Here is a 25,834-nt window from a genome sequence, read left to right as displayed (position 1 = left end):
CAGAATTCGTTATCTTCCACTGACAAGGATAGGTTGTGAACGGTGAACTGATTTGGGTCCTGAGCCTGCTGTTAATCGCCATCATTCTTTTCGCTACAGGCAAGGTGCGCATGGATGCCGTCGCCCTGTTTGTCATCGTCGCGTTTGTGCTGAGCGGCACGCTCACGCTACCCGAGGCATTCTCCGGGTTTAGCGACCCCAACGTTATTCTTATCGCCGCCCTGTTTATCATTGGTGACGGGCTGGTGCGCACCGGCGTGGCGACCATTATGGGAACGTGGCTGGTGAAGGTGGCGGGCAGCAGTGAAACCAAAATGCTGATCTACCTGATGGTGACGGTTGCCGGACTGGGGGCGTTTATGAGCTCAACGGGCGTGGTCGCCATCTTTATTCCGGTGGTGCTGAGCGTCTCCATGCGGATGCAGATCTCGCCATCGCGCCTGATGATGCCCCTGAGCTTTGCCGGTTTGATCAGCGGCATGATGACGCTGGTGGCGACGCCGCCAAACCTGGTCGTCAACAGTGAACTGATCCGCGAAGGATTCCAGGGCTTCAGTTTTTTCAGCGTTACCCCGATTGGGCTGGTCGTTCTGGTGATGGGCGTGGTCTACATGCTGCTGACCCGTTTTGCCCTGAAAGGCGAAAATCAGGATAAAAGCAAAGAGGGCTGGAAGCGACGCACCTTTCGCGATTTGATTAAAGAGTACCGTCTCACCGGGCGTGCACGACGTCTGGCTATTCGCCCCGGCTCACCGATGATTGGCCAGCGGCTGGACGATCTTAAGCTCCGTGAACGCTACGGTGCGAACGTCATCGGCGTGGAGCGCTGGCGTCGTTTCCGCCGGGTGATTGTCAACGTTAACGGGGTGTCGGAATTCCGCGCGCGGGACGTTCTGCTGATTGATATGTCCACCGCAGAGGTAGACCTGCGTGAGTTTTGCAGCGAACAGCTGCTGGAGCCGATGGTGCTGCGCGGCGAGTATTTCTCCGACCAGGCGCTGGACGTCGGTATGGCCGAAGTATCGCTGATCCCGGAATCGGAGCTGTTGGGGAAAACCGTGCGGGAAATGGGGTTCCGAACCCGCTATGGCTTGAACGTCGTGGGACTGAAGCGCGATGGCGTGGCGATGGAAGGCGCAGTGGTGGATGAGCCGATCCTGCTGGGTGACATCTTTCTCGTCGTCGGTAACTGGAAGCTGATTAGCCAGCTCGGGCAAAAAGGGCGTGATTTTGTGGTGCTCAATATGCCGGTTGAAGAGAGCGATGCGTCCCCGGCGCACAGCCAGGCACCTCACGCGATTTTCTGTCTGGTGCTGATGGTCGCACTCATGCTGACCGATGAAATCCCCAATCCGGTCGCGGCCATCATTGCCTGCCTGCTGATGGGGAAATTCCGCTGCATTGACGCCGAAAGCGCGTATAAAGCCATTCACTGGCCGAGCATTATTCTGATTGTCGGGATGATGCCCTTTGCGCTGGCGTTGCAAAAAACCGGCGGGGTGGATTTGATCGTTAAAGGCTTAATGGACGTTGGCGGCGGGTATGGGCCGTACATGATGATGGTCTGTCTGTTTATCATGTGCGCCTCCATCGGCCTGTTTATCTCCAATACCGCGACGGCGGTACTGATGGCGCCTATTGCGCTGGCGATGGCGAAATCCATGGGCGTGTCGCCGTATCCATTCGCGATGATGGTAGCGATGGCGGCCTCCGCGGCATTTATGACGCCGGTATCTTCACCGGTGAATACGCTGGTGCTGGGGCCCGGGAATTACAGGTTCAGTGATTTCGTGAAGATTGGCGTGCCGTTCACCGTGCTGGTGATGATGGTATGCGTGGTGTTAATTCCGGTCCTGTTCCCGTTCTGAGAATATTGCCGGGTGGCGGCTGCGCCTTACCCGGCCTACAAACCGTAGGCCCTGCAAGCGCAGCGCCGCTGGGCGACAGTCAGAGGGGGGAATCCTGGCTAATCTCATCCAGCGACAGATGGAAGCTCGGCACAAATACCTGCATAAAATAATCCATCTCTTCGCTGCGGCGGGACTCCAGCGTTTTTTCCAGACGCGTTTTCGCCAGTAAAAACTCGTTATTCCCTGCAGACAGCTCTTCCAGACATTTCAGGTAGGCACAAAGCGCGTCGGCCTGCTTCACCAGCGACTTTTCATCTTCCGTGTACTGATGTTCATCGATAAGCGGCTCAAAGATATCGCGTAATTCATCCGGCACCATATCGATCAGCTTCTGCTGAGCAATCTTCTCAATCGCCTTATATTCCTGCGCAATCTGCGAGTTGAAATATTTCACTGGCGTCGGCAGATCGCCGGTCAGTACTTCCGAGGCATCATGGTACATCGCCAGCAGGGCAATACGTTCAGCGTTGACCTGCCCGTTAAATTTGCGGTTCTTTATGGCGGCCAGCGCATGAGCGACCATCGCAACCTGCAGACTGTGCTCTGAAACATTTTCCGTGCGGACGTTGCGCATCAGCGGCCAGCGGTTGATCAGCTTCAGGCGGGAGAGGTGGGCAAAGAAATGACTCTGACTCATAGGTTACCTTTTGTCTTTACTGCGACAGGCGTTCATTGTGCGGGGAGGGGAGGCAAGATGCAAATTTGCGGATTTTGTAGGCCGGGCAAGCGCAGCGCCACCCGGCAGAAAGGCAACGTTACTGATGGTATCCAGAGAGGAAGCGCCCGAAGCGGCTGATGGCCATTTCGAGGTCATCTTCGCGCGGCAGGGTCACAATGCGCACGTGATCCGGCCACGGCCAGTTAAACGCCGTACCCTGAACCAGCAGCACTTTTTCCTGCAGCAGGAAGTCGAGCACCATCTTCTGGTCGTCGTGAATATTGAAGCGCTTAGCGTCAATTTTCGGGAACATATAGAGCGCGCCGTTAGGTTTCACGCAGGAGACGCCAGGAATATCGTTGATCAATTCCCACGCGCGGTTACGCTGTTCATACAGGCGACCACCGGGAACGATAAACTCGCTAATGCTTTGGTAGCCGCCGAGCGCCGTCTGGATCGCGTGCTGTGCAGGAACGTTGGCACATAAACGCATCGACGCCAGCATTTCCAGCCCTTCAATGTAGCCTTTGGCGTGCTTTTTCGGACCGTTCAGTACCATCCAACCCTGACGGAAACCGGCTACGCGGTAAGTTTTAGACAGGCCGTTAAAGGTGACGGTCAGCAGATCCGGGGCCAGCGCAGCGATCGAGTGGTGTTGTGCCGCGTCGTACAGGATTTTGTCGTAGATTTCGTCGGCAAAAATGATCAGGTTGTGCTGGCGGGCGAGCTCGACGATCTCCATCAGCAGTTCTTTCGAATAGACCGCACCCGTCGGGTTGTTCGGGTTAATGATCACGATGCCACGCGTGCGAGGCGTAATTTTCGCGCGAATATCATCAAGGTCCGGGAACCAGTCAGAGGACTCGTCACAGAGATAATGAACAGCTTTACCGCTCGACAGCGACACGGCCGCCGTCCACAGCGGGTAGTCCGGCGCAGGTACCAGCATTTCGTCGCCGCTGTTCAGCAGCGCCTGCATCGCTTGCACAATCAGTTCAGAGACGCCGTTGCCGATATAGATATCTTCAACGGTAACGTCACGCATACCGCGCGCCTGATAGTGCTGCATGATGGCTTTACGCGCGGAATAGAGTCCTTTTGAATCGCAGTAGCCTTGTGCAGTAGGAAGGTTGCGGATCACATCAACCAGAATTTCATCCGGCGCTTCAAAACCAAATGGCGCAGGGTTACCAATGTTGAGTTTCAGAACCTTATTGCCTTCTTCTTCAAGGCGTTTGGCCTCTTTCAGAACCGGGCCGCGGATGTCGTAACAGACGTTATCTAGTTTGCTGGATTTTTCGATAGGGGACATGAACCTTTAACCTTTTCGCTAGTATTGCCACTCCCTGCCGTGGAAGTCTGCACGGAACAATGTACTCCCCCCTCGCTTCGTTTTGAAGGGTGTACAGGAGAAGATTTTGTACAACGCGTCAATTCCTGTGGAATCTATTTCACTGCTTGCAGTAGGTTCTGTTGTGCTAAAGTAATGTGATAGATATGTTCTGAAGTTTATTGTGCTGTTTATTTTGAATTGGATTGTATATTGTGCTGATAAAAATAAAAAACATGCCCAATACGCAGTAAGAAGTTCCCCTAAGTGACTTTTCGTAAAATCAGATGCTTCGAGACAGACTGTTGGAATAGTATGCTTAGGCTAAAAGTTACTCATGTGAAATTAATGTTAAGTGTTATTAATGAATGGTCTTAATCTAAATTAAAATTTATTTATTATTAACCAACAAAATGCAACTTTAGTTAATTTTAATAAAATTAGTTGAGAGGCTTAACAGCCCCTCTTAATCCTTAATATTGCAATAAGACTTATAAATAAAGTGGATTTGGGTTAAGATGTCTTTCAGGAAAGCGGGTACCAGAGCCCTATGTTTTGTATATCTGGATCCGCTCTTCTAAATTAATTGATTGTTATTGTTGGATTTATCTCTGGCTGGTGTGTGCCGAACACATCCTGCTACGTTAACCGCGCTGCGATAAAGATGGCCGTAAAGGTGTCATACCTTTAATGTAATTTACAGAAACCTGCGAACATCTAAATATTCTGAACGTTTAAGAGAATAAAAATAACGTCATGAAACGTGCTTTCTGACTGTTGATATACAGCAGCACAATAACTATCTGTCAGGCAGTCTGCCGGGCCGGGATGCGAGGGAAACCTTCAGAGGGAATTGCTTAACTGTTACACACAGCTTCAACCCGGGCAGCTCCGCACGAGCAACCTGAAAGTGAATAGATATGATAAATGCAAATCGTCCGATAATGAATCTCGACCTCGATCTGCTGAGAACGTTTGTTGCGGTCGCCGATCTCAACACTTTTGCAGCAGCTGCTGCCGCAGTTTGCCGAACCCAGTCTGCCGTTAGCCAGCAAATGCAGCGGCTGGAGCAACTTGTCGGTAAAGAGCTTTTTGCACGTCATGGACGTAATAAGCTCTTAACGGAACACGGTATCCAGCTACTGGGTTATGCCAGGAAAATACTTCGCTTTAATGATGAAGCATGTATGTCTTTAATGTTTAGCAACCTCCAGGGGGTGTTAACATTAGGGGCATCTGATGAGTCAGCGGATACGATATTGCCGTTTCTTCTCAATCGTATCAGTTCGGTTTATCCGAAGCTTGCGCTGGATGTTAGCGTAAAGCGTAATGCCTTTATGATTGAGATGCTCAAAGAGAATGAAGTGGATCTGGTGGTCACGACGCATCGTCCTGGGCAATTTGATTGCCTGACGCTGCGGACTTCTCCAACGCATTGGTATTGCGCGGCTGAATATGTACTGCAACAAGGTGAGCCCATTCCATTGGTCTTACTGGATGATCCAAGTCCGTTCCGGGATATGGTGCTGTCGGCGCTCAACGAGGCCAACATTCCGTGGCGTTTGGCCTATGTGGCCTCAACGCTACCCGCTGTTCGAGCTGCCGTGAAAGCGGGGCTCGGCGTAACAGCGCGTCCGGTGGAAATGATGAGTCCGGACCTCCGCGTGTTGGGTAAAAGTGATGGTCTTCCTGCGTTGCCGGATACGGAGTATCTGTTATGCCACAACGCAACCAGCAATAACGAGCTGGCGAAAGTCGTGTTTGAGGCGATGGAAAACTACCATAACCCCTGGCAATACGAGCATGTTACTCCGGAAGGGGGGGATGACTCCCTGATCGTTGAAGGGGACTTTGAGTGATCAAACACTCAAAATTCTCGTAACAAATTGTAAGTGTAAAAAAGAGCCACTCGCGCGATTTTCGCGTGAAGTGGTTTTTTTTTGGTAAAAATACCCTTTCCGAATACAGGGTTTCATCAGGTAAGCTTTGAATATCAATGAGCTAAATGCTTTTGGTTAAATCGTGTTCGTTTTCCGTTCTGACTTGCCGCTTCCCCGTTCAATGTTAAAAAAACAGGAAATATGTTGCCGGTTTCTTGATTGAATTAACAAAAGCGTGTCTCAGATCAAGAAAATACTCCTATTTGGGGGGAGGAATCGTTGGCAAATCCTGTCAAAATAGGAGGGTTATTTTTTTTACTTCCAAAACGGACACGATTCAACAACATGCATTTGACGTAAAGTCAGGTACCCACCAGGGTTAAAAGGGCATGAAATGTTAATGAGAATCGCTTGATGTCATTTAATGTGAAGAAACCTTTGTTAAAGTTGACAAAAGGTTATAGAAAGGAGTAAAAAACCCCATCATTTTGCTGTCTATGTCTCATTTCTGACAGTTAGTGTAAGGTTATTTGTTCCTCCCCATGAATCGATGTGATGCCCATCTGCCAGCAAGAGCAGTGTCGTCGGTATCACTTTTGATGAGTAAGCAATGAGTATGTCAACATCCACAGAAGTCATCGCTCATCACTGGGCATTCGCAATCTTTCTTATTGTAGCCATTGGCCTGTGCTGCCTGATGTTAGTCGGCGGCTGGTTCCTGGGCGGTCGCGCCCGCGCAAGGCACAAAAACACACCTTTCGAATCAGGTATTGATTCCGTAGGTACCGCTCGCTTACGCCTGTCTGCCAAGTTCTATCTGGTAGCCATGTTCTTCGTCATCTTCGACGTGGAAGCGCTTTACCTTTTCGCATGGTCGACCTCCATTCGCGAAAGTGGTTGGGTGGGCTTTGTCGAGGCCGCAATTTTCATTTTAGTGTTACTGGCCGGTCTGGTTTATCTGGTGCGTATTGGCGCGCTGGACTGGACGCCTGCGCGTTCACGCCGTGAGCAGATCAACCCGGAAAACAGTATCTCTAATCGTCAGCAGTAACAGCGAGGCAATAAGATGGATTATACGCTCACCCGCATAGATCCTAACGGTGAGAATGACCGTTACCCCCTGCAAAAACAGGAGATCGTAACCGACCCCCTGGAGCAAGAAGTCAATAAAAGCGTGTACATGGGCAAGCTCGAACATGCCATGCACGATATGGTCAACTGGGGTCGTAAGAACTCCATCTGGCCTTACAACTTTGGCCTTTCTTGCTGCTACGTTGAAATGGTGACGTCATTCACTGCGGTGCATGACGTTGCGCGTTTTGGGGCAGAGGTACTGCGTGCTTCCCCACGTCAGGCTGACCTGATGGTGGTGGCCGGTACGTGCTTTACCAAGATGGCCCCGGTTATTCAGCGTCTTTATGACCAGATGCTGGAGCCAAAATGGGTTATCTCCATGGGCGCATGTGCAAACTCTGGCGGTATGTACGACATTTATTCCGTCGTGCAGGGCGTAGATAAGTTTATCCCGGTGGATGTCTACATTCCGGGCTGCCCGCCGCGTCCGGAAGCTTACATGCAGGCGCTGATGCTGCTGCAGGAGTCTATCGGTAAAGAACGTCGCCCACTGTCGTGGGTTGTTGGCGATCAGGGTGTGTATCGCGCGAACATGCAGTCCGAGCGCGAGCGTAAACGTGGTGAACGTATTGCCGTCACCAACCTACGTACGCCTGACGAAATTTAATTTGCGCCTGTGGGCCTGGAGAACACCTTCGCATATCACTACTCAAATAGCGCGAAGCCAGGCTTAACAGTCACCACGGACCATTTGCAATGGTGAACAATATGACCGACTTAACCGCGCAAGAAGCCGCCTGGCAGACACGGGATCATCTCGATGACCCAGTCGTTGGCGAACTGCGCAACCGTTTTGGGCCGGATGCCTTTACTGTTCAGGCCACCCGCACCGGGGTACCCGTTGTTTGGGTGAAGCGTGAACAATTACTGGAAGTGGTCGATTTCCTCAAGAAATTGCCGAAACCTTACGTCATGCTGTTTGACTTACACGGCATGGATGAACGTCTGCGTACTCACCGCCAGGGTCTCCCTGCTGCGGATTTTTCCGTTTTCTACCACCTGATCTCAATAGACCGTAATACGGATATCATGCTCAAGGTGGCATTGTCTGAAAACGACATGCATCTGCCGACGATCACCAAACTTTTCCCGAACGCGAACTGGTACGAGCGTGAAACCTGGGAAATGTTCGGCATGACCTTTGACGGCCACCCGCACCTGACGCGCATCATGATGCCGCAGACCTGGACCGGCCACCCGCTGCGTAAAGACTACCCGGCACGTGCAACCGAATTCGACCCGTTTGAGCTGACCAAAGCCAAGCAGGATCTGGAGATGGAAGCGCTGACCTTCAAGCCGGAAGACTGGGGCATGAAGCGCGGTACTGAAAACGAGGACTTCATGTTCCTCAACCTCGGTCCGAACCACCCGTCTGCGCACGGTGCATTCCGTATCATTCTTCAGCTTGACGGCGAAGAGATTGTCGACTGCGTGCCTGACATCGGCTACCACCACCGTGGTGCCGAGAAGATGGGCGAGCGTCAGTCCTGGCACAGCTACATTCCGTATACCGACCGTATCGAGTACCTCGGCGGCTGCGTCAACGAAATGCCATACGTGCTGGCCGTTGAGAAACTGGCGGGTATCACCACGCCGGATCGCGTTAACGTGATTCGCGTCATGTTGTCAGAACTGTTCCGTATCAACAGCCACCTGCTGTACATCTCCACGTTCATTCAGGACGTCGGCGCGATGACCCCGGTATTCTTCGCCTTTACCGACCGTCAGAAAATCTACGATCTGGTGGAAGCGATTACCGGTTTCCGTATGCACCCGGCCTGGTTCCGCATCGGCGGTGTGGCTCACGATCTGCCGCGCGGCTGGGACCGTCTGCTGCGTGAATTCCTCGACTGGATGCCAAAACGTCTGGCGTCTTACGAGAAAGCCGCGCTGCGTAACACCATCCTGAAAGGTCGTTCTCAGGGCGTTGCAGCCTACGGCGCGAAAGAAGCGCTGGAGTGGGGGACGACAGGTGCAGGTCTGCGTGCGACCGGTATTGATTTCGACGTGCGTAAAGCCCGTCCTTACTCTGGCTACGAGAACTTCGACTTTGAAGTCCCGGTGGGCGGCGGTGTTTCCGACTGCTATACCCGCGTGATGCTGAAAGTGGAAGAGCTGCGCCAGAGTCTGCGCATCCTTGAGCAGTGCCTCAACAACATGCCGGAAGGCCCGTTCAAAGCGGATCACCCGCTGACGACGCCGCCGCCAAAAGAGCGCACGCTGCAACATATCGAAACCCTGATCACCCACTTCCTGCAGGTTTCCTGGGGTCCGGTCATGCCGGCGCAAGAATCCTTCCAGATGATTGAAGCGACCAAGGGTATCAACAGTTACTACCTGACCAGCGACGGCAGCACCATGAGCTACCGTACCCGCGTGCGTACGCCAAGCTTCGCGCACCTGCAGCAGATCCCGGCCGCCATTCGCGGCAGTCTGGTCTCCGACCTGATTGTGTATCTGGGTAGTATCGATTTTGTTATGTCAGATGTGGACCGCTAATTATGCACGAGAATCAACAACCACAGACCGAGGCTTTTGAGCTGAGTGAAGCAGAACGTGCCGCCATTGAGCATGAGATGCACCACTACGAAGACCCGCGTGCGGCGTCCATTGAAGCGCTGAAAATCGTACAGAAACAGCGTGGCTGGGTGCCGGATGGGGCGATCTACGAGATCGCAAAAGTGCTGGGTATTCCGGCGAGTGACGTAGAAGGCGTAGCCACGTTCTACAGCCAGATCTTCCGTCAGCCGGTTGGCCGCCATGTGATCCGCTACTGTGACAGCGTTGTCTGCCACATCACCGGTTATCAGGGTATTCAGGCTGCGATTGAGAAGAAGCTCAATATCAAGCCGGGCCAGACCACGTTCGATGGACGCTTTACTCTGCTGCCGACCTGCTGCCTGGGTAACTGCGACAAGGGGCCGACCATGATGATTGATGAGGACACTCACAGCCATCTGACGCCGGAAGCGATTCCTGACCTGCTGGAGCAGTACAAATGAAAACTGTAATTCGTACTGCTGAGACGCATCCGCTGACCTGGCGTCTGCGCGATGACAAACAGCCGGTATGGCTTGAAGAATACGAAAGCAAAAACGGCTATGCCGGCGCGCGTAAAGCCCTTGGCGGCATGGCGCCGGACGACATCGTTAACGCGGTAAAAGACTCTGGCCTGAAAGGGCGCGGCGGTGCGGGCTTCTCCACCGGTCTGAAGTGGAGCCTGATGCCGAAAGACGAATCCATGAACATCCGTTACCTGCTGTGTAACGCCGATGAAATGGAGCCGGGCACTTATAAAGACCGCCTGCTGATGGAGCAGCTGCCGCACCTGCTGGTGGAAGGCATGCTGATTTCCGCGTTTGCGCTGAAAGCGTACCGTGGCTACATCTTCCTGCGCGGTGAGTACATCGAAGCGGCAGAAAACCTGCGTCGCGCGATTGCGGAAGCCACCGAAGCGGGTCTGCTTGGGAAAAACATCCTGGGCACCGGCTTTGACTTCGAACTGTTCGTGCACACCGGTGCTGGGCGTTATATCTGCGGTGAAGAAACCGCGCTGATTAACTCCCTGGAAGGTCGCCGTGCGAACCCGCGCTCTAAGCCACCGTTCCCGGCAAGCTCCGGCGTATGGGGTAAACCGACCTGCGTAAACAACGTCGAAACCCTGTGTAACGTTCCTGCGATTCTCGCCAACGGCGTTGAATGGTATCAGGGCATCTCTTCAAGCAAAGATGCCGGTACCAAGCTGATGGGCTTCTCCGGTCGCGTTAAAAATCCTGGCGTCTGGGAACTGCCGTTCGGTACCACCGCGCGCGAAATTCTTGAAGACTACGCCGGCGGCATGCGCGATGGCCTGAAATTTAAAGCCTGGCAGCCGGGTGGGGCAGGGACTGACTTCCTGACCGAAGCCCACCTCGATCTGCCGATGGAATTCGAAAGCATTGGTAAAGCAGGCAGCCGTCTGGGTACGGCGCTGGCGATGGCCGTCGACCACGAGATCGGCATGGTCTCGCTGGTGCGTAACCTGGAAGAGTTCTTCGCCCGCGAGTCCTGCGGCTGGTGTACACCGTGCCGTGACGGTCTGCCGTGGAGCGTGAAGATCCTGCGTGCAATCGAACGTGGCGAAGGCCAGCCTGGCGATATCGAGACACTTGAGCAACTGTGTCGATTCTTAGGCCCAGGCAAAACCTTCTGTGCCCACGCACCGGGTGCCGTCGAGCCGCTGCAGAGCGCGATTAAATATTTCCGCGACGAATTCGAAGCAGGCATCAAGCAGCCGTTCAGCAATACCCATTCAATCAATGGGATTCAGCCGAACCTGCTGAAAGCGCGCTGGTAAAAACAGAATTTTGATTAACGCTCGGTTTCGACCGAGACAACTGGAAGCATGCTAATGGCTACGATTCATGTAGACGGCAAAGAATACGAAGTCAACGGGGCGGACAACCTGCTGGAAGCTTGTCTGTCTCTTGGCCTCGATATTCCGTACTTTTGCTGGCATCCGGCGCTGGGCAGCGTCGGTGCTTGCCGCCAGTGTGCGGTGAAGCAATATCAAAACGCGGAAGACACGCGTGGTCGCCTGGTGATGTCCTGTATGACGCCAGCCACCGAAGGCACCTTTATTTCGATTGATGACGAAGAAGCCAAACAGTTCCGCGAAAGCGTGGTGGAATGGTTGATGACCAACCACCCGCACGACTGTCCGGTTTGTGAAGAGGGCGGTAACTGCCACCTTCAGGATATGACTGTCATGACCGGTCACAGCTTCCGTCGCTATCGCTTTACCAAGCGTACCCACCGTAATCAGGATCTGGGGCCGTTCATCTCTCACGAAATGAACCGCTGCATCGCCTGCTACCGCTGCGTGCGTTACTACAAAGACTACGCAGACGGTCAGGATCTGGGCGTGTATGGCGCACATGACAACGTCTACTTCGGTCGTCCGGAAGACGGTACGCTTGAAAGCGAATTCTCCGGTAACCTGGTAGAAATCTGCCCGACCGGCGTATTCACGGATAAAACCCACTCCGAGCGTTACAACCGTAAATGGGACATGCAGTTTGCGCCAAGCATCTGCCAGCAGTGTTCCCTCGGCTGTAACACCAGTCCGGGTGAGCGTTACGGCGAACTGCGCCGTATCGAAAACCGTTATAACGGTACCGTTAACCACTACTTCCTCTGCGACCGCGGTCGTTTCGGCTATGGCTATGTCAACCTGAAAGACCGTCCGCGTCAGCCGGTTCAGCGCCGTGGCGACGACTTCATTACCCTGAACGCTGAACAGGCGATGCAGGGCGCGGCAGATATTCTGCGCCAGTCGAAGAAAGTGATCGGTATCGGCTCCCCGCGCGCCAGTATCGAAAGCAACTTTGCGTTGCGCGAGCTGGTTGGGGCGGAAAACTTCTATACCGGTATCGCTCAGGGCGAGCAGGAACGTCTGCAGCTGGTACTGAAAGTGCTGCGTGAAGGCGGTGTCCACACCCCTGCGCTGCGCGAAATTGAATCTTATGATGCGGTTCTGGTGCTGGGTGAAGACCTGACGCAGACCGGCGCACGCGCGGCACTGGCGGTTCGTCAGGCGGTGAAGGGGAAAGCACGTGAAATGGCAGCGGCGCAGAAAGTGGCCGACTGGCAGATTGCGGCAATCCTGAACATCGGTCAGCGCGCGAAGCATCCTCTGTTTGTGACCAACGTTGACAATACCCGTCTGGACGACATCGCCGCGTGGACCTACTGCGCACCGGTTGAAGATCAGGCGCGCCTCGGCTTTGCGATTGCCCACGCGCTGGACAACAGCTCACCGGCCGTTGAGCTGGATCGCGACCTGCAGAACAAGGTCGACGTGATTGTTCAGGCCCTGGCCGGTGCGAAAAAACCGCTGATTATTTCCGGGACCAACGCCGGTAGCGCCGAGATCATTCAGGCGGCAGCCAACGTTGCCAAAGCCCTGAAAGGCCGCGGTGCGGACGTCGGTGTGACCATGATTGCCCGTGCGGTGAACAGCATCGGTCTGGGTATGATCGGCGGCGGCTCGCTGGAAGCAGCGTTAAGCGAACTGGAATCCGGTTCTGCAGATGCCGTTGTGGTGCTGGAAAACGATCTGCATCGCCATGCCTCTGCTGCTCGCGTTGACGCCGCGCTCTCCAAAGCGCCGCTGGTGATGGTGATTGACCATCAGCGCACGGCGATTATGGATAAAGCGCACCTGGTGCTCTCTGCGGCAAGCTTCGCAGAAAGCGACGGTACCGTTATCAACAACGAAGGCCGCGCACAGCGTTTCTTCCAGGTTTATGACCCTGCCTACTACGACAGCAACACCGTGATGTTGGAAAGCTGGCGCTGGCTGCACTCCCTGCACAGCACCGTGCAGAGCCGTGAAGTGGACTGGACGCAGCTCGACCACGTTATCGACGCGGTAGTCGAAAAACTGCCTCAGCTGGCAGGCATTAAAGATGCCGCGCCTGAAGCAAGCTTCCGCATTCGCGGCCAGAAACTGGCGCGTGAACCGCACCGTTACAGCGGTCGTACTGCGATGCGTGCCAATATCAGCGTGCACGAACCGCGCCAGCCGCAGGATAAAGACACCATGTTCGCCTTCTCCATGGAAGGGAACAACCAGCCGTCTGCGCCGCGTTCGCAAATCCCATTCGCATGGGCTCCGGGCTGGAACTCCCCGCAGGCATGGAACAAGTTCCAGGCTGAAGTGGGTGGCTCCCTGCGTCACGGCGATCCGGGCGTGCGTCTGATTGAAGCCTCCGAAACCGGTCTGGACTTCTTCACCACCGTACCGGCGAGCTTCCAGGCCCAGGATGGCAACTGGCGTATCGCGCCGTACTACCATCTGTTCGGTAGCGACGAGCTGTCCCAGCGTTCACCGGTCTTCCAGACCCGCATGCCGCAGCCGTACATCAAGCTCAACCCGGCGGATGCCGCGAAGCTTGGCGTTAACGCGGGCGCAAACATTGCCTTTAGCTATGACGGCCAGACAATCAGCCTGCCGCTGATTATCTCTGAAGGTCTGACAGCAGGGCAGGTGGGTCTGCCAATGGGTATGCCTGGCATCGCGCCGGTACTGGCGGGTGCGCGTCTTGATAACCTGCAGGAGGCAAAAGCATGAGTTGGTTAACGCCGGATCTTATCGACATCCTGCTGAGCATTCTGAAAGCGGTTGTGATTCTGCTGGTGGTGGTCACCTGCGGCGCGTTCATGAGCTTTGGTGAACGTCGTCTGCTCGGTCTGTTCCAGAACCGTTACGGACCGAACCGCGTGGGCTGGGGTGGTTCACTCCAGCTGGTCGCGGACATGATCAAGATGTTCTTTAAAGAGGACTGGATCCCGCGCTTCTCGGACCGCGTGATCTTTACTCTGGCACCGATGATCGCCTTCACCTCGCTGCTGCTGGCGTTTGCTATCGTTCCGGTCAGCCCGACCTGGGTGGTCGCTGACCTGAACATCGGCATTCTGTTCTTCCTGATGATGGCAGGCCTCGCGGTTTACGCGGTGCTGTTCGCAGGCTGGTCCAGTAACAACAAATACTCGCTGCTGGGTGCAATGCGTGCTTCCGCGCAGACGCTGAGCTACGAAGTGTTCCTGGGTCTCTCCCTGATGGGCGTGGTGGCGCAGGCCGGTTCATTTAACATGACCGACATCGTCAACAACCAGGCCGACATCTGGAACGTTATCCCGCAGTTCTTTGGGTTTATTACCTTTGCTATCGCGGGCGTGGCGGTGTGTCACCGTCACCCGTTTGACCAGCCAGAAGCCGAACAGGAACTGGCCGACGGTTACCACATTGAATATTCCGGTATGAAATTCGGTCTGTTCTTCGTGGGCGAGTACATCGGTATCGTCACCATTTCCGCGTTGATGGTAACGCTGTTCTTTGGTGGCTGGCATGGCCCGTTCTTACCGCCGTTCATCTGGTTCGCGCTGAAAACCGCGTTCTTTATGATGATGTTCATTTTGATTCGTGCGTCCTTACCGCGTCCGCGTTATGACCAGGTAATGTCCTTCGGCTGGAAAGTGTGCCTGCCGCTGACGCTCGTCAACTTGTTGGTAACGGCGGCTGTCATTCTCTGGCAGCAGCCATAAGGGGCTTTAGACCATGACCTTAAAAGAATTATTAGTAGGTTTCGGCACCCAGGTACGCAGTATCTGGATGATCGGCCTGCACGCGTTTGCCAAACGCGAAACCCAGATGTACCCGGAAGAGCCGGTATATCTGCCGCCGCGCTACCGTGGCCGTATCGTGCTGACGCGCGATCCGGACGGTTCTGAGCGCTGCGTTGCCTGTAACCTGTGTGCGGTAGCGTGCCCGGTAGGCTGTATCTCTCTGCAAAAAGCCGAGACGGTAGATGGCCGCTGGTACCCTGAGTTCTTCCGCATCAACTTCTCACGCTGCATCTTCTGCGGTCTGTGTGAAGAAGCGTGCCCAACCACGGCGATTCAGCTGACTCCAGACTTCGAACTGGGTGAGTACAAGCGTCAGGACCTGGTGTACGAGAAAGAGGATCTGCTGATTTCCGGTCCGGGCAAATACCCGGAATATAACTTCTACCGGATGGCGGGTATGGCAATCGACGGCAAAGATAAGGGCGAAGCAGAGAACGAAGCTAAGCCTATCGACGTCAAGAGCCTGTTACCGTAAGGAGAGGGCAATGGAATTCGCTTTTTATATCTGTGGCCTTATCGCCATCCTGGCTACGCTGCGAGTGATCACGCACACCAATCCGGTGCATGCGCTGCTGTACTTAATCATTTCGCTGCTGGCCATTTCCGGGGTGTTCTTTGCGCTGGGCGCGCACTTCGCCGGTGCGCTGGAAATCATCGTCTACGCCGGTGCCATCATGGTGCTGTTCGTGTTCGTGGTGATGATGCTGAACCTGGGCGGCTCTGAAATTGAGCAGGAACGTCAGTGGTTAAAACCGCAGGTGTGGATTGGTCCGGCAATTCTGTCGGCCATCATGCTGGTGGTGATTGTTTACGCCATTCTGGGCGTGAACGATCAGGGCATCGACGGTACGCCAATCAGCGCTAAGACAGTGGGTATTGCTCTGTTTGGCCCTTACGTTCTGGCGGTTGAACTGGCGTCAATGCTGCTGCTGGCAGGTCTGGTTGTTGCCTTCCACGTCGGCCGCGAAGAGCGTGTTGGCGAGGTGCTGAGCAACCGCACTGATGACCGCGCGAAAAGAAAAACGGAGGAGCGCGCATGATCCCCTTAACACATGGACTGATCCTCGCTGCGATTTTGTTCGTTCTGGGCTTAACCGGTCTGGTTATCCGCCGCAATCTGCTGTTTATGCTGATTGGTCTGGAAATCATGATTAACGCCTCCGCGCTGGCCTTCGTTGTCGCCGGGAGCTACTGGGGCCAGGCCGACGGTCAGGTGATGTACATTCTCGCCATCAGCCTTGCGGCTGCCGAAGCGAGTATTGGCCTGGCGCTGTTGCTGCAGCTCCATCGTCGCCGCCAGAACCTGAACATCGATTCAGTAAGTGAGTTGCGTGGATGAACATGCTTGCCTTAACCATTATTTTTCCGCTGATTGGCTTCGTGCTGCTGGCGTTTTCTCGCGGCCGCTGGTCTGAGAATCTGTCTGCGACCGTGGGTATCGGCTCAATCGGTCTGGCTGCGCTGGTTACAGCGTATGCGGGTATCGACTTCTTTAACAACGGACGTCAGCCTTTCAGCGTGCCGCTGTGGACGTGGATGTCGGTCGGTGATTTCAACATCGGTTTCAACCTGGTGCTGGATGGTCTGTCTCTGACCATGCTCTCCGTTGTCACCGGCGTGGGCTTCCTGATCCACATGTTCGCCTCCTGGTATATGCGCGGTGAAGAGGGCTACTCCCGCTTCTTCGCCTACACCAACCTGTTTATCGCCAGCATGGTTGTTCTGGTGCTGGCCGATAACCTGTTGCTGATGTACCTGGGCTGGGAAGGCGTGGGTCTGTGTTCTTACCTGCTGATCGGTTTCTACTACACCGATCCGAAGAATGGCGCAGCGGCCATGAAAGCGTTCGTCGTGACCCGCGTGGGTGACGTGTTCCTCGCTTTCGCGCTGTTCATTCTCTATAACGAACTGGGCACGCTGAACTTCCGCGAAATGGTGGAACTGGCGCCGGCGCACTTCGAAGCAGGCAACAACATGCTGTGGTGGGCAACGCTGATGCTGCTGGGTGGCGCTGTGGGTAAATCCGCGCAGCTGCCGCTGCAGACATGGCTGGCCGACGCGATGGCGGGTCCAACGCCTGTCTCCGCGCTGATCCACGCCGCGACCATGGTAACCGCGGGTGTTTACCTGATTGCGCGTACCCATGGCCTGTTCCTGATGACCCCGGAAATTCTGCATCTGGTGGGTATCGTCGGTGCGGTCACGCTGGTGCTGGCAGGCTTTGCCGCACTGGTGCAGACCGACATCAAACGCGTTCTCGCGTACTCCACCATGAGCCAGATTGGTTACATGTTCCTGGCGCTGGGCGTTCAGGCGTGGGACGCAGCTATTTTCCACCTGATGACGCACGCGTTCTTTAAAGCGCTGCTGTTCCTTTCATCCGGTTCGGTGATCCTGGCCTGCCACCACGAGCAGAATATCTTCAAGATGGGCGGACTGCGTAAGTCTATCCCGCTGGTGTATGTCTGCTTCCTGGTGGGCGGCGCGGCGCTGGCGGCACTGCCGCTGATCACCGCGGGCTTCTTCAGTAAGGACGAAATCCTTGCGGGTGCCATGGCGAATGGTCATATCAATCTGATGGTTGCGGGTCTGGTCGGTGCGTTCATGACCTCCCTGTATACCTTCCGTATGATTTTCATCGTATTCCACGGTAAAGAACAAATTCACGCTCACGCAGGGAAGGGGATCACCCATCACCTGCCGCTGATTGTGCTGCTGGTACTCTCCACCTTCGTTGGCGCGATGATTGTGCCACCGCTGCAGGGCGTACTCCCGGCGACAACCGAGCTTGAGCACGGTCGCGTTCTGACGCTTGAAATCACCTCCGGCGTGGTTGCTATCGCGGGCATCCTGATTGCTGCATGGCTGTGGCTGGGTAAACGCACGCTGGTGACTGCCGTTGCCAACAGTGCGCCGGGCCGTCTGCTGGGCACCTGGTGGTACAACGCGTGGGGCTTCGACTGGCTGTACGACATGATCTTCGTTAAGCCGTTCCTGGGCATCGCGTGGCTGGTAAAACGCGACCCGCTGAACAGCCTGATGAATATCCCGGCGATCCTCTCCCGCTTTGCAGGTAAAGGCCTGCTGTACAGCGAGAACGGTTATCTGCGCTGGTATGTGGCATCCATGAGCATCGGTGCGGTTGTCGTGCTGGCGCTGCTGATGGTGTTGCGATAGTGGTTTTGCCCGGTGGCGCTGCGCTTACCGGGCCTACGAGAGCGTAGGTCGGGTAAGCGTGAGCGCCACCCGACACAACAAACCGCACTAACGCGTGAATTTTGTCGAATTTGTTGAAAATCGGTCCCTTAGGGACTTTAACAAGGAATAAAAATCGCCATGTTACTACCCTGGCTAATATTAATTCCCTTCATCGGCGGCTTCCTGTGCTGGCAGACTGAACGCTTTGGCGTGAAGATGCCGCGCTGGATCGCGCTGATCACCATGGGATTAACGCTCGCACTTGGCCTGCAACTCTGGTTGCAGGGTGGCTACTCTCTGACCCAGTCTGCGGGCATTCCGCAGTGGCAGTCTGAGTTTATCCTGCCGTGGATCCCGCGTTTCGGCATTACGATCCACCTCGCGATTGATGGTTTGTCGCTGCTGATGGTGGTGCTGACCGGCCTGCTCGGCGTTCTGGCGGTACTTTGCTCCTGGCGAGAAATCGAAAAATACCAGGGCTTCTTCCACCTGAACCTGATGTGGATCCTGGGCGGCGTGATCGGCGTGTTCCTTGCCATCGACATGTTCCTGTTCTTCTTCTTCTGGGAGATGATGCTGGTGCCGATGTATTTCCTGATCGCGCTGTGGGGCCATAAGGCGTCCGACGGTAAAACGCGTATCACGGCGGCAACCAAGTTCTTCATCTATACCCAGGCGAGCGGTCTGGTGATGCTGATTGCCATCCTGGCGCTGGTGTTCGTGCATTACAATGCGACCGGTGTTTGGACCTTCAACTATGAAGAGCTGCTGAAGACCCCGATGTCTCACGGCGTGGAATACCTGCTGATGCTGGGCTTCTTCATTGCCTTCGCGGTGAAAATGCCGGTGGTTCCGCTGCACGGCTGGCTGCCAGACGCGCACTCTCAGGCACCGACGGCGGGTTCCGTTGACCTGGCGGGCATCTTGCTTAAAACGGCGGCCTACGGTCTGCTGCGTTTCGCACTGCCGCTGTTCCCGAATGCCTCCGCTGAATTCGCACCCATTGCCATGTGGCTCGGCGTGATCGGTATCTTCTACGGCGCGTGGATGGCCTTCACGCAGTACGACATCAAGCGTCTGATTGCCTACACCTCCGTTTCCCACATGGGCTTCGTGCTGATTGCGATCTACACCGGCAGCCAGCTGGCGTACCAGGGCGCGGTCATTCAGATGATTGCGCACGGCCTGTCCGCCGCGGGTCTCTTCATCCTGTGCGGTCAGCTGTATGAACGTCTGCACACTCGCGACATGCGCATGATGGGCGGCCTGTGGGGCAAAATGAAATGGCTGCCAGCGCTCTCCATGTTCTTCGCGGTTGCCACCCTGGGTATGCCGGGCACCGGTAACTTCGTCGGCGAATTTATGATTCTGTTCGGCAGCTTCAAAGTGGTTCCGATGATTACCGTCATCTCCACCTTTGGCCTGGTGTTCGCTTCCGTGTACTCGCTGGCGATGCTGCACCGCGCTTACTTCGGTAAAGCGAAGAGCGAAATTGCTGCACAAGAACTGCCGGGGATGTCGCTGCGTGAGCTGTTCATCATCCTGCTGCTGGTCGTACTGCTGGTGCTGTTGGGCTTCTATCCGCAGCCGATACTGGATACCTCGCATAGCGCGATGGGCAACATCCAGCAGTGGTTTGTTAATTCTGCTTCTACTACAAGGCCGTAATTCGCCATGACAATAACTCCACAACAACTGATCGCGCTGCTACCGCTGCTGATCGTCGGATTGACGGTGGTGGTTGTGATGCTCTCCATTGCGTGGCGACGCAATCACTTCCTGAATGCGACCCTGTCCGTTTTGGGTCTGAACGCTGCGTTAGTCTCCCTCTGGTTTGTTGGCCAGGCGGGCGCGATGGACGTCACGCCGCTGATGCGCGTTGACGGTTACGCCATGCTGTACACCGGTCTGGTTCTGCTGGCGAGCCTGGCAACCTGCACCTTTGCGTACCCGTGGCTTGAAGGCTACAACGACAACAAAGAAGAGTTTTACCTGCTGGTACTGATTGCCGCACTGGGCGGCATTCTGCTGGCGAACGCGAACCATCTGGCCGCGCTGTTCCTCGGTATTGAGCTGATCTCACTCCCGCTGTTCGGCCTGATTGGTTACGCCTTCCGCCAGAAACGCTCTCTGGAAGCGGCGATCAAGTACACCATCTTGTCCGCTGCTGCCTCGTCGTTCCTGCTGTTCGGTATCGCGCTGCTGTACGCACAGACGGGTAATCTCTCCTTCTTGGCCATCGGCAAGAGCCTCGGCGACGGCATGCTGCACGAGCCGCTGCTGCTGGCGGGTCTGGGCATGATGATTGTTGGCCTCGGCTTCAAGCTCTCTCTGGTGCCGTTCCACCTGTGGACGCCAGACGTATACCAGGGTGCACCGGCTCCGGTGTCGACCTTCCTGGCGACAGCGAGCAAAATCGCTATCTTCGGTGTGGTGATGCGTCTGTTCCTGTACGCACCGGTAGGTGACAGCGAAGCGGTTCGCGTGGTGCTGGGCATTATCGCCTTCGTCTCTATCATCTTCGGTAACCTGATGGCGCTGAGCCAGACCAACATCAAGCGTCTGCTGGGCTACTCGTCTATCTCACACCTGGGTTACCTGCTGGTGGCGCTGATTGCGCTGCAGAGCGGCGAGATGTCGATGGAAGCCGTGGGCGTGTATCTGGCGGGTTACCTGTTCAGCAGCCTCGGCGCATTCGGCGTGGTGAGCCTGATGTCCAGCCCGTACCGTGGCCCGGATGCGGATTCACTGTTCTCCTACCGTGGTCTGTTCTGGCACCGTCCGATTCTGTCTGCTGTGATGACCGTAATGATGCTCTCGCTGGCGGGTATCCCGATGACGCTGGGCTTTATCGGTAAGTTCTACGTGCTGGCAGTCGGTGTTCATGCGGGTCTGTGGTGGCTGACGGCGGGTGTCGTTATCGGCTCCGCGATTGGTCTCTACTACTACCTGCGCGTGGCCGTGAGCCTGTACCTGAGCGCGCCTCAGCAGCTTAACCGCGATGCACCGTCCAACTGGCAGTACAGCGCCGGGGGTATCGTGGTGCTTATCTCTGCGCTGCTGGTGCTGATCTTCGGTATCTATCCGCAGCCGCTGATTGATATCGTGCAGCGAGCGATGCCATTAATGTAAAAACAAAAAACCCGCCTCGGCGGGTTTTTTTATTGCCCAGCGGCGCTACGCTTGCAGGGCCTACGGGTTCTGTAGGTCGGGTAAGCGAAGCGCCACCCGACTAAGCCAGCTGCTTCCGGCTAATCAACGGCCCGTCAATTTTCTTCATCGAGCGGTCCAGCACTTCCTCAATCACCGACGACAGCTCGTTCAGCTCAAACTTCGCCACATACCCGTCGGCCTTCACTTTGCGAATATGGTCTTCGTTGGCGTTGCCGGACAGAGACGAGTGGATCACCACCGGAATATCCTTCAGGAACGGATCGGTTTTGATTTTGCGCGTCAGCGTAAAGCCGTCCATCTCCGGCATTTCGAGGTCGGTCAGCACCAGTGCAATTTTATCGGTGATGGGAACCCCTTCAGCCTGCGCCTGTGCCGCCAGTATGCCAATTTTCTCCCATGCGTCTTTACCGGTAATGTGCAACTGCGCGGGGATTTCCATCGCCTGCAGGCCTTTCTCCAGCATCGAGCGCGCCACTTTGGAATCTTCCGCAACAATCGCGACCGAGCCCGGCTTGATATTGAATTTGGTGGTTTTCAGATTGGTCGCGTGCAGATCGTGGTTAGCCGGGGTGATGTCGTACAAGATCTGCTCAACGTCCAGCACCATCGCCAGATCGTTGGTATCGGTCTTCTCGTCAAGACAGGCGATGCTGGTGATGTAGCGCCCGCTGACGGCGGTTTCGGCCGCATGAACCTGTTTCCAGTCCAGACGCATGATGTTCTCAACGGACTCCACGGCAAACGCCTGCACGCTGCGGGCGTATTCGGTGATCAGCAGAATGTTCAGTCCGGTCGTCGGCTTGCATCCGGCCACGGCGGCCAGGTCAATCACCGGGATCACCTGGTCGCGAATGTTCACCATCCCCATCAGCGGAGACTTCATGCCCGCAGGTTTGGTGAACGCCGGCATCGGCACAATTTCGCGCAGCTTGAACACGTTAATGCCAAACAGCTCGGACTTATTTTCGTTCAGAGAGGTGCCAAGACGGAACAGCAACAGTTCAAAACGGTTCGACAGGGTCAGATTCGCCCTGTCATCAATATCTTTCTGGAAATTATCCATTCTACCCTCAAGAGAAATGCTGACCTTTTAATCGTTATCGGCATCCTGAGGGAAAAATGAAGGACTAAACGCTGACCTGAGTGAAATCTTCCGCCAGCTCACACGCCGGGAACAGGTGACGGCACTCTGCCAGCAGGCTTGCACATCCCCGCGCGTCGTAGCGCGAGCTAACGTGAGTGACGATCAATCTCCCGACACCCGCGTCACGGGCAAGCTGCGCCGCCTGACGCGTCGAGCTATGGCCCCGGCTGTTGGCTTTCTCTTCCATCGCCGTTTCAAGCGTCGCTTCATGTACCATCACATCTACACCCTGTGCAAGCAGATGGGCGGAAGGGCACGGCGCGGTATCGCCAAAGATCGCCAGCTTTTTCCCCGGCTGCGGCGCCGCGAGGTAGTCCTGACCGTTCACCACGCGCCCGTCTTCCAGCGTGACGGTCTCTCCCTGCTTAAGACGCTGGAACAGCGGGCCGGGTTTTATACCGTCAGCGATGAGGGCCGCGGCGTCGAGCGCGCCGGGTTTGTCGTGCTCTTCAATGCGATAGCCGTAACACTCAACCGGGTGATTAAGCGGCTGAGCGGTGACGGTATACGCGCCATCGTCGAAGACCAGACCTTCGGCGATCTCCACCACGTCGAGCGGATAATCCGTCCACGAGCCGCTCAGGCGCAGCGTCGTTTCAACAAATTCCCGGATACCCGCCGGCCCGTAAATCGTCAGCGGGTTGGCATTACCGGCCATCGAGCGGCTGCAGAGCAGGCCGGGCAGGCCGAAAAGGTGGTCACCGTGCAGATGGGTAATAAAAATTTTATCCAGCTTGCCCGGATGATAAACGGTACGCAGCAGCTGGTGCTGCGTGCCTTCACCGCAGTCAAACAGCCACAGACCGCCGCGGGTGGGGTGATGAAGATCCAGCAGGATCGCCGTCACGTTTCGTGAGCGGGTTGGCACGCCAGCGGACGTACCCAGAAAAATCAGTTCCATAACGCAATCAGCCCTTTGCCGAACGGGGAGGGGTCTAGTATAACGTGATGAACCCCAGTAAGGAGACAGACATGATCCAGTGGCAAGATTTACACCATAGCGAACTCACCGTTCATTCACTGTATGCCCTGTTGAAGCTGCGTTGCGAAGTCTTTGTTGTTGAGCAAACCTGCCCGTATCAGGACATCGATGGCGATGACCTCGTCGGCGAGAACCGTCATATCCTCGGCTGGCGCGAAAACGAGCTGGTGGCGTATGCGAGGATTCTGAAAAGCGACGACGATTTCGAGCCGGTGGTGATTGGCCGCGTCATCATCAGCGATAAAGCGCGCGGTGAAAAACTGGGCTATCAGCTGATGGAGAAAACCCTGGCATCGTGCGAAAAACAGTGGCCAGACAAGGCGTTATACCTCGGCGCGCAGGCGCATCTTCAATCCTTTTACGGGCACTTTGGCTTTGCACCAGTGACGGATGTGTATGACGAAGATGGCATTCCGCATATCGGGATGGCGAGGGAAACGAAGCAGGCGTAATGGCGAGTCGTTGGCTATAGTTAGCGGACTGGTGTAACAACATGGAGAAAAATATGTCATTTCAATCCTGGGATACCCGTATCGACGACGACCTGGCCTTGCTGAGCGAGACGCTGGAAGAGGTGTTACGTTCGTCCGGCGACCCTGCCGATCAGAAATATATTGAGCTTAAAGCGCGTGCCGAAAAGGCACTGCATGAAGTTAAAAACCGCGTCAGCCATGCGTCTGATAATTACTACTACCGCGCGAAAAAAGCGGTATATCGTGCCGATGATTACGTGCATGAAAAACCGTGGCAAGGCATTGGCGCCGGTGCTGCCGTTGGGCTGGTACTGGGGCTGCTCTTAGCCCGTCGTTAACAGCGTTTTAAACGGTTAACCACTCCCTATACGTGGGTACTGATATTTCTTATGGTACCCCGTATAATACGAGGTTTTAACAGGGAGAGGTTCGCGTGCATTCGATATTCCTCGCGCTGGAGCAACTGCGCACACGGCTGGCGCAAGCGTTACCCGCAACACCCGGTTTACGTCATTTCGACGTCTCTTTCCCGTTAAACGATGCATTCGATCCCCTGGCCTGGCTGGGTGCCCAGCAATGCTATCCCCAATTTTACTGGCAGCAGCGTAGCGGCGATGAAGAGCTGGCCGCGCTGGGTGCTGTTATCCATTTTTCTTCTCTCGCGTTGGCCTCGGAGTTTTTGCATACGCAGCATGCAGCCAGTGACACCCGCATCTGCGGCCTGAACGCCTTTACCCCGGAAAAGGGCAGCCTGTTTTTACCGCGCCTGCTCTGGCGACGTTCAGGCGGCGTTGCCACCCTGCGCCTGCAGCTGTGGAGTGAATGTTCCCTTCAGGACGATGCACAGGTGGCACAGCGTTTTTTAGGCAGTCTTCAGGACGCCAAACCGATCCGTCCGCTGTCCGTTCAGGTGGAGCGCGAAACGCACCAGCCGCAAAAACCGGAATGGCTGCGCCTTATACGGCAGGCAACGGAGACTATCGCGCACGGTGAGTTTGAAAAAGTGGTCCTCGCTCGCGCCACCGATCTGCAATGCCATAAGCCGGTAAATGCCGTTGCCCTGATGGCAGCCAGCCGCGCGCTCAACCTGAACTGTTACCACTTCTGCATGGTTTTCGATGCCAGCAACGCGTTTCTGGGCTCTACGCCCGAGCGTCTGTGGCGTCGGCGCGGCACGTTGCTGCGCACCGAAGCGCTGGCAGGCACCGTCGCCAGCCACGCGGATGACGCTCAGGCCCGGCGTCTGGGCGACTGGCTGATGAAAGACGATAAAAATCAGCGTGAGAATATGCTGGTTGTAGAGGACATCTGCGAACGCTTGCAGCATCACACTCAAACCCTGGAGGTGCTGCCCGCGCAGGTCGTGCGGTTGCGGAAGGTGCAGCATCTGCGGCGCTGCATCTGGACCGAGCTCAAACACGCTGACGATGAACAGTGTCTGCATGTTCTGCAGCCGACGGCGGCGGTGGCCGGGCTACCGCGCCAGGCGGCGCGTGCGTTTATCCAGAATGTGGAACCTTTTGACCGCGAGTGGTATGCCGGATCGGCCGGTTATTTATCGCCTGAGCAAAGTGAATTCTGCGTGGCGCTGCGCTCTGCACGCGTCCAGGGCGCAGCGCTGCGGCTCTACGCCGGGGCGGGGATCGTCAGCGGATCTGACCCGGAACAGGAGTGGCAGGAGATAGAAAACAAAGCCGCCGGGCTGCGCTCTCTGCTCCTTAGGGATTAATACTGATTCGCGCATTCCCGATTCATATCAAAATTCCAAATTTTTCTATTATT

Annotated in this window: 22 protein-coding genes; 18 read left to right on the top strand and 4 right to left on the bottom strand. The window is 55.5% G+C overall.

All coding sequences use genetic code 11. The annotated features are described in order from the left end of the window. Positions 1-35 precede the first annotated feature (35 nt). Positions 36-1,868, top strand: coding sequence for an SLC13 family permease (locus HV355_RS04365; protein ID WP_108416641.1), 1,833 nt, complete (start codon positions 36-38; stop codon positions 1,866-1,868). A gap of 79 nt (positions 1,869-1,947) precedes the next feature. Here the strand turns inward: HV355_RS04365 and yfbR are convergent, their stop codons facing one another. Both yfbR and alaA read right to left on the bottom strand, forming a co-directional pair. Next, positions 1,948-2,547 carry a 5'-deoxynucleotidase gene (gene yfbR / locus HV355_RS04360; RefSeq protein ID WP_010433329.1) on the bottom strand — a complete coding sequence of 200 codons (600 nt, stop codon included), beginning with the start codon at positions 2,545-2,547 and terminating at the stop codon, positions 1,948-1,950. A 118-nt stretch (positions 2,548-2,665) separates the two neighbouring features. After that, positions 2,666-3,880: an alanine transaminase AlaA gene (gene alaA / locus HV355_RS04355; protein ID WP_008500204.1), complete on the bottom strand. Its 1,215-nt coding sequence runs from the start codon at positions 3,878-3,880 to the stop codon at positions 2,666-2,668. Between the two features lie 938 nt (positions 3,881-4,818). On the opposite strand from alaA, the gene lrhA reads away from it, so the two are divergent. The 14 genes from lrhA (at position 4,819) to nuoN (ending at position 21,411) form a co-directional block, all read left to right on the top strand. Further along, on the top strand, positions 4,819-5,757 hold the full coding sequence (lrhA, locus tag HV355_RS04350; RefSeq protein ID WP_089597911.1) for a transcriptional regulator LrhA: 939 nt from the start codon (positions 4,819-4,821) through the stop codon (positions 5,755-5,757). A 631-nt stretch (positions 5,758-6,388) separates the two neighbouring features. After that, positions 6,389-6,829 (top strand): NADH-quinone oxidoreductase subunit NuoA, encoded by a 441-nt coding sequence (gene nuoA, locus HV355_RS04345; protein WP_010433335.1) that lies wholly within the window; start codon positions 6,389-6,391, stop codon positions 6,827-6,829. A gap of 15 nt (positions 6,830-6,844) precedes the next feature. Next, a complete protein-coding gene (gene nuoB / locus HV355_RS04340) occupies positions 6,845-7,519 on the top strand; it encodes an NADH-quinone oxidoreductase subunit NuoB (protein WP_003861482.1) in 675 nt (224 codons plus the stop codon). 89 nt (positions 7,520-7,608) lie between these two features. Then, on the top strand, positions 7,609-9,411 hold the full coding sequence (gene nuoC / locus HV355_RS04335; protein ID WP_089597912.1) for an NADH-quinone oxidoreductase subunit C/D: 1,803 nt from the start codon (positions 7,609-7,611) through the stop codon (positions 9,409-9,411). Between the two features lie 2 nt (positions 9,412-9,413). Continuing rightward, entirely contained in the window at positions 9,414-9,914 is a 501-nt protein-coding gene (nuoE, locus tag HV355_RS04330; RefSeq protein ID WP_006176513.1) for an NADH-quinone oxidoreductase subunit NuoE, read from the top strand. Then, positions 9,911-11,248, top strand: coding sequence for an NADH-quinone oxidoreductase subunit NuoF (gene nuoF, locus HV355_RS04325; protein ID WP_089597913.1), 1,338 nt, complete (start codon positions 9,911-9,913; stop codon positions 11,246-11,248). Before nuoE ends, nuoF begins: the two co-directional genes overlap by 4 nt. 54 nt (positions 11,249-11,302) lie before the next feature. After that, positions 11,303-14,026, top strand: a complete 2,724-nt coding sequence (nuoG, locus tag HV355_RS04320) for an NADH-quinone oxidoreductase subunit NuoG (protein ID WP_182401027.1) — start codon at positions 11,303-11,305, stop codon at positions 14,024-14,026. Continuing rightward, the gene (gene nuoH / locus HV355_RS04315; protein ID WP_010433351.1) at positions 14,023-15,000 is read left to right on the top strand and encodes an NADH-quinone oxidoreductase subunit NuoH; all 978 of its coding nucleotides are present in this window, start codon (positions 14,023-14,025) and stop codon (positions 14,998-15,000) included. Before nuoG ends, nuoH begins: the two co-directional genes overlap by 4 nt. A 13-nt stretch (positions 15,001-15,013) precedes the next feature. Next, positions 15,014-15,556: an NADH-quinone oxidoreductase subunit NuoI gene (nuoI, locus tag HV355_RS04310; protein WP_010433353.1), complete on the top strand. Its 543-nt coding sequence runs from the start codon at positions 15,014-15,016 to the stop codon at positions 15,554-15,556. A gap of 10 nt (positions 15,557-15,566) precedes the next feature. Continuing rightward, positions 15,567-16,121 (top strand): NADH-quinone oxidoreductase subunit J, encoded by a 555-nt coding sequence (gene nuoJ / locus HV355_RS04305; RefSeq protein ID WP_010433354.1) that lies wholly within the window; start codon positions 15,567-15,569, stop codon positions 16,119-16,121. Next, entirely contained in the window at positions 16,118-16,420 is a 303-nt protein-coding gene (gene nuoK / locus HV355_RS04300) for an NADH-quinone oxidoreductase subunit NuoK (protein WP_006176506.1), read from the top strand. Before nuoJ ends, nuoK begins: the two co-directional genes overlap by 4 nt. Further along, on the top strand, positions 16,417-18,258 hold the full coding sequence (gene nuoL / locus HV355_RS04295) for an NADH-quinone oxidoreductase subunit L (RefSeq protein ID WP_089597915.1): 1,842 nt from the start codon (positions 16,417-16,419) through the stop codon (positions 18,256-18,258). Before nuoK ends, nuoL begins: the two co-directional genes overlap by 4 nt. 159 nt (positions 18,259-18,417) lie before the next feature. Then, a complete protein-coding gene (nuoM, locus tag HV355_RS04290) occupies positions 18,418-19,947 on the top strand; it encodes an NADH-quinone oxidoreductase subunit M (RefSeq protein WP_089597916.1) in 1,530 nt (509 codons plus the stop codon). A gap of 6 nt (positions 19,948-19,953) precedes the next feature. Continuing rightward, positions 19,954-21,411 (top strand): NADH-quinone oxidoreductase subunit NuoN, encoded by a 1,458-nt coding sequence (gene nuoN, locus HV355_RS04285; RefSeq protein WP_174339886.1) that lies wholly within the window; start codon positions 19,954-19,956, stop codon positions 21,409-21,411. A gap of 100 nt (positions 21,412-21,511) precedes the next feature. Here nuoN and HV355_RS04280 read toward each other — a convergent pair whose 3' ends face one another. Continuing rightward, complete coding sequence (locus HV355_RS04280; RefSeq protein WP_182401025.1) at positions 21,512-22,516, bottom strand: chemotaxis protein; 1,005 nt, start codon at positions 22,514-22,516, stop codon at positions 21,512-21,514. 64 nt (positions 22,517-22,580) lie between these two features. Next, positions 22,581-23,498: a ribonuclease Z gene (rnz, locus tag HV355_RS04275; RefSeq protein ID WP_182401023.1), complete on the bottom strand. Its 918-nt coding sequence runs from the start codon at positions 23,496-23,498 to the stop codon at positions 22,581-22,583. Between the two features lie 71 nt (positions 23,499-23,569). Between rnz and HV355_RS04270 the strand changes: the two genes are divergently transcribed. The 3 genes from HV355_RS04270 (at position 23,570) to menF (ending at position 25,781) form a co-directional block, all read left to right on the top strand. Beyond that, positions 23,570-24,031 carry a GNAT family N-acetyltransferase gene (locus tag HV355_RS04270; RefSeq protein ID WP_010433368.1) on the top strand — a complete coding sequence of 154 codons (462 nt, stop codon included), beginning with the start codon at positions 23,570-23,572 and terminating at the stop codon, positions 24,029-24,031. A 53-nt stretch (positions 24,032-24,084) separates the two neighbouring features. After that, positions 24,085-24,390: a stress response protein ElaB gene (elaB, locus tag HV355_RS04265; RefSeq protein ID WP_029485146.1), complete on the top strand. Its 306-nt coding sequence runs from the start codon at positions 24,085-24,087 to the stop codon at positions 24,388-24,390. Between the two features lie 95 nt (positions 24,391-24,485). Then, on the top strand, positions 24,486-25,781 hold the full coding sequence (gene menF / locus HV355_RS04260; protein ID WP_182401021.1) for an isochorismate synthase MenF: 1,296 nt from the start codon (positions 24,486-24,488) through the stop codon (positions 25,779-25,781). Positions 25,782-25,834: the final 53 nt, after the last annotated feature.

The organism is Enterobacter sp. RHBSTW-01064 (assembly GCF_014103035.1).
Taxonomy (GTDB): domain Bacteria; phylum Pseudomonadota; class Gammaproteobacteria; order Enterobacterales; family Enterobacteriaceae; genus Enterobacter; species Enterobacter mori.
Note: the sequence above shows the minus strand (reverse complement) of the source record. Positions and strands in the feature narration are given on the sequence as shown.

What these genes read in the sequence shown, in the direction of transcription:
- nuoH (WP_010433351.1), top strand. Translation starts at nt 14,023, where the DNA reads ATGAGTTGGTTAACGCCGGATCTTATCGACATCCTGCTGAGCATTCTG.
- nuoM (WP_089597916.1), top strand. Translation starts at nt 18,418, where the DNA reads ATGTTACTACCCTGGCTAATATTAATTCCCTTCATCGGCGGCTTCCTG.
- nuoB (WP_003861482.1), top strand. Translation starts at nt 6,845, where the DNA reads ATGGATTATACGCTCACCCGCATAGATCCTAACGGTGAGAATGACCGT.
- nuoA (WP_010433335.1), top strand. Translation starts at nt 6,389, where the DNA reads ATGAGTATGTCAACATCCACAGAAGTCATCGCTCATCACTGGGCATTC.
- elaB (WP_029485146.1), top strand. Translation starts at nt 24,085, where the DNA reads ATGTCATTTCAATCCTGGGATACCCGTATCGACGACGACCTGGCCTTG.
- HV355_RS04280 (WP_182401025.1), bottom strand. Translation starts at nt 22,516, where the DNA reads ATGGATAATTTCCAGAAAGATATTGATGACAGGGCGAATCTGACCCTG.
- lrhA (WP_089597911.1), top strand. Translation starts at nt 4,819, where the DNA reads ATGATAAATGCAAATCGTCCGATAATGAATCTCGACCTCGATCTGCTG.
- rnz (WP_182401023.1), bottom strand. Translation starts at nt 23,498, where the DNA reads ATGGAACTGATTTTTCTGGGTACGTCCGCTGGCGTGCCAACCCGCTCA.
- nuoE (WP_006176513.1), top strand. Translation starts at nt 9,414, where the DNA reads ATGCACGAGAATCAACAACCACAGACCGAGGCTTTTGAGCTGAGTGAA.
- nuoF (WP_089597913.1), top strand. Translation starts at nt 9,911, where the DNA reads ATGAAAACTGTAATTCGTACTGCTGAGACGCATCCGCTGACCTGGCGT.
- nuoI (WP_010433353.1), top strand. Translation starts at nt 15,014, where the DNA reads ATGACCTTAAAAGAATTATTAGTAGGTTTCGGCACCCAGGTACGCAGT.
- alaA (WP_008500204.1), bottom strand. Translation starts at nt 3,880, where the DNA reads ATGTCCCCTATCGAAAAATCCAGCAAACTAGATAACGTCTGTTACGAC.
- yfbR (WP_010433329.1), bottom strand. Translation starts at nt 2,547, where the DNA reads ATGAGTCAGAGTCATTTCTTTGCCCACCTCTCCCGCCTGAAGCTGATC.
- nuoG (WP_182401027.1), top strand. Translation starts at nt 11,303, where the DNA reads ATGGCTACGATTCATGTAGACGGCAAAGAATACGAAGTCAACGGGGCG.
- nuoK (WP_006176506.1), top strand. Translation starts at nt 16,118, where the DNA reads ATGATCCCCTTAACACATGGACTGATCCTCGCTGCGATTTTGTTCGTT.
- nuoN (WP_174339886.1), top strand. Translation starts at nt 19,954, where the DNA reads ATGACAATAACTCCACAACAACTGATCGCGCTGCTACCGCTGCTGATC.
- nuoC (WP_089597912.1), top strand. Translation starts at nt 7,609, where the DNA reads ATGGTGAACAATATGACCGACTTAACCGCGCAAGAAGCCGCCTGGCAG.
- HV355_RS04270 (WP_010433368.1), top strand. Translation starts at nt 23,570, where the DNA reads ATGATCCAGTGGCAAGATTTACACCATAGCGAACTCACCGTTCATTCA.
- nuoJ (WP_010433354.1), top strand. Translation starts at nt 15,567, where the DNA reads ATGGAATTCGCTTTTTATATCTGTGGCCTTATCGCCATCCTGGCTACG.
- nuoL (WP_089597915.1), top strand. Translation starts at nt 16,417, where the DNA reads ATGAACATGCTTGCCTTAACCATTATTTTTCCGCTGATTGGCTTCGTG.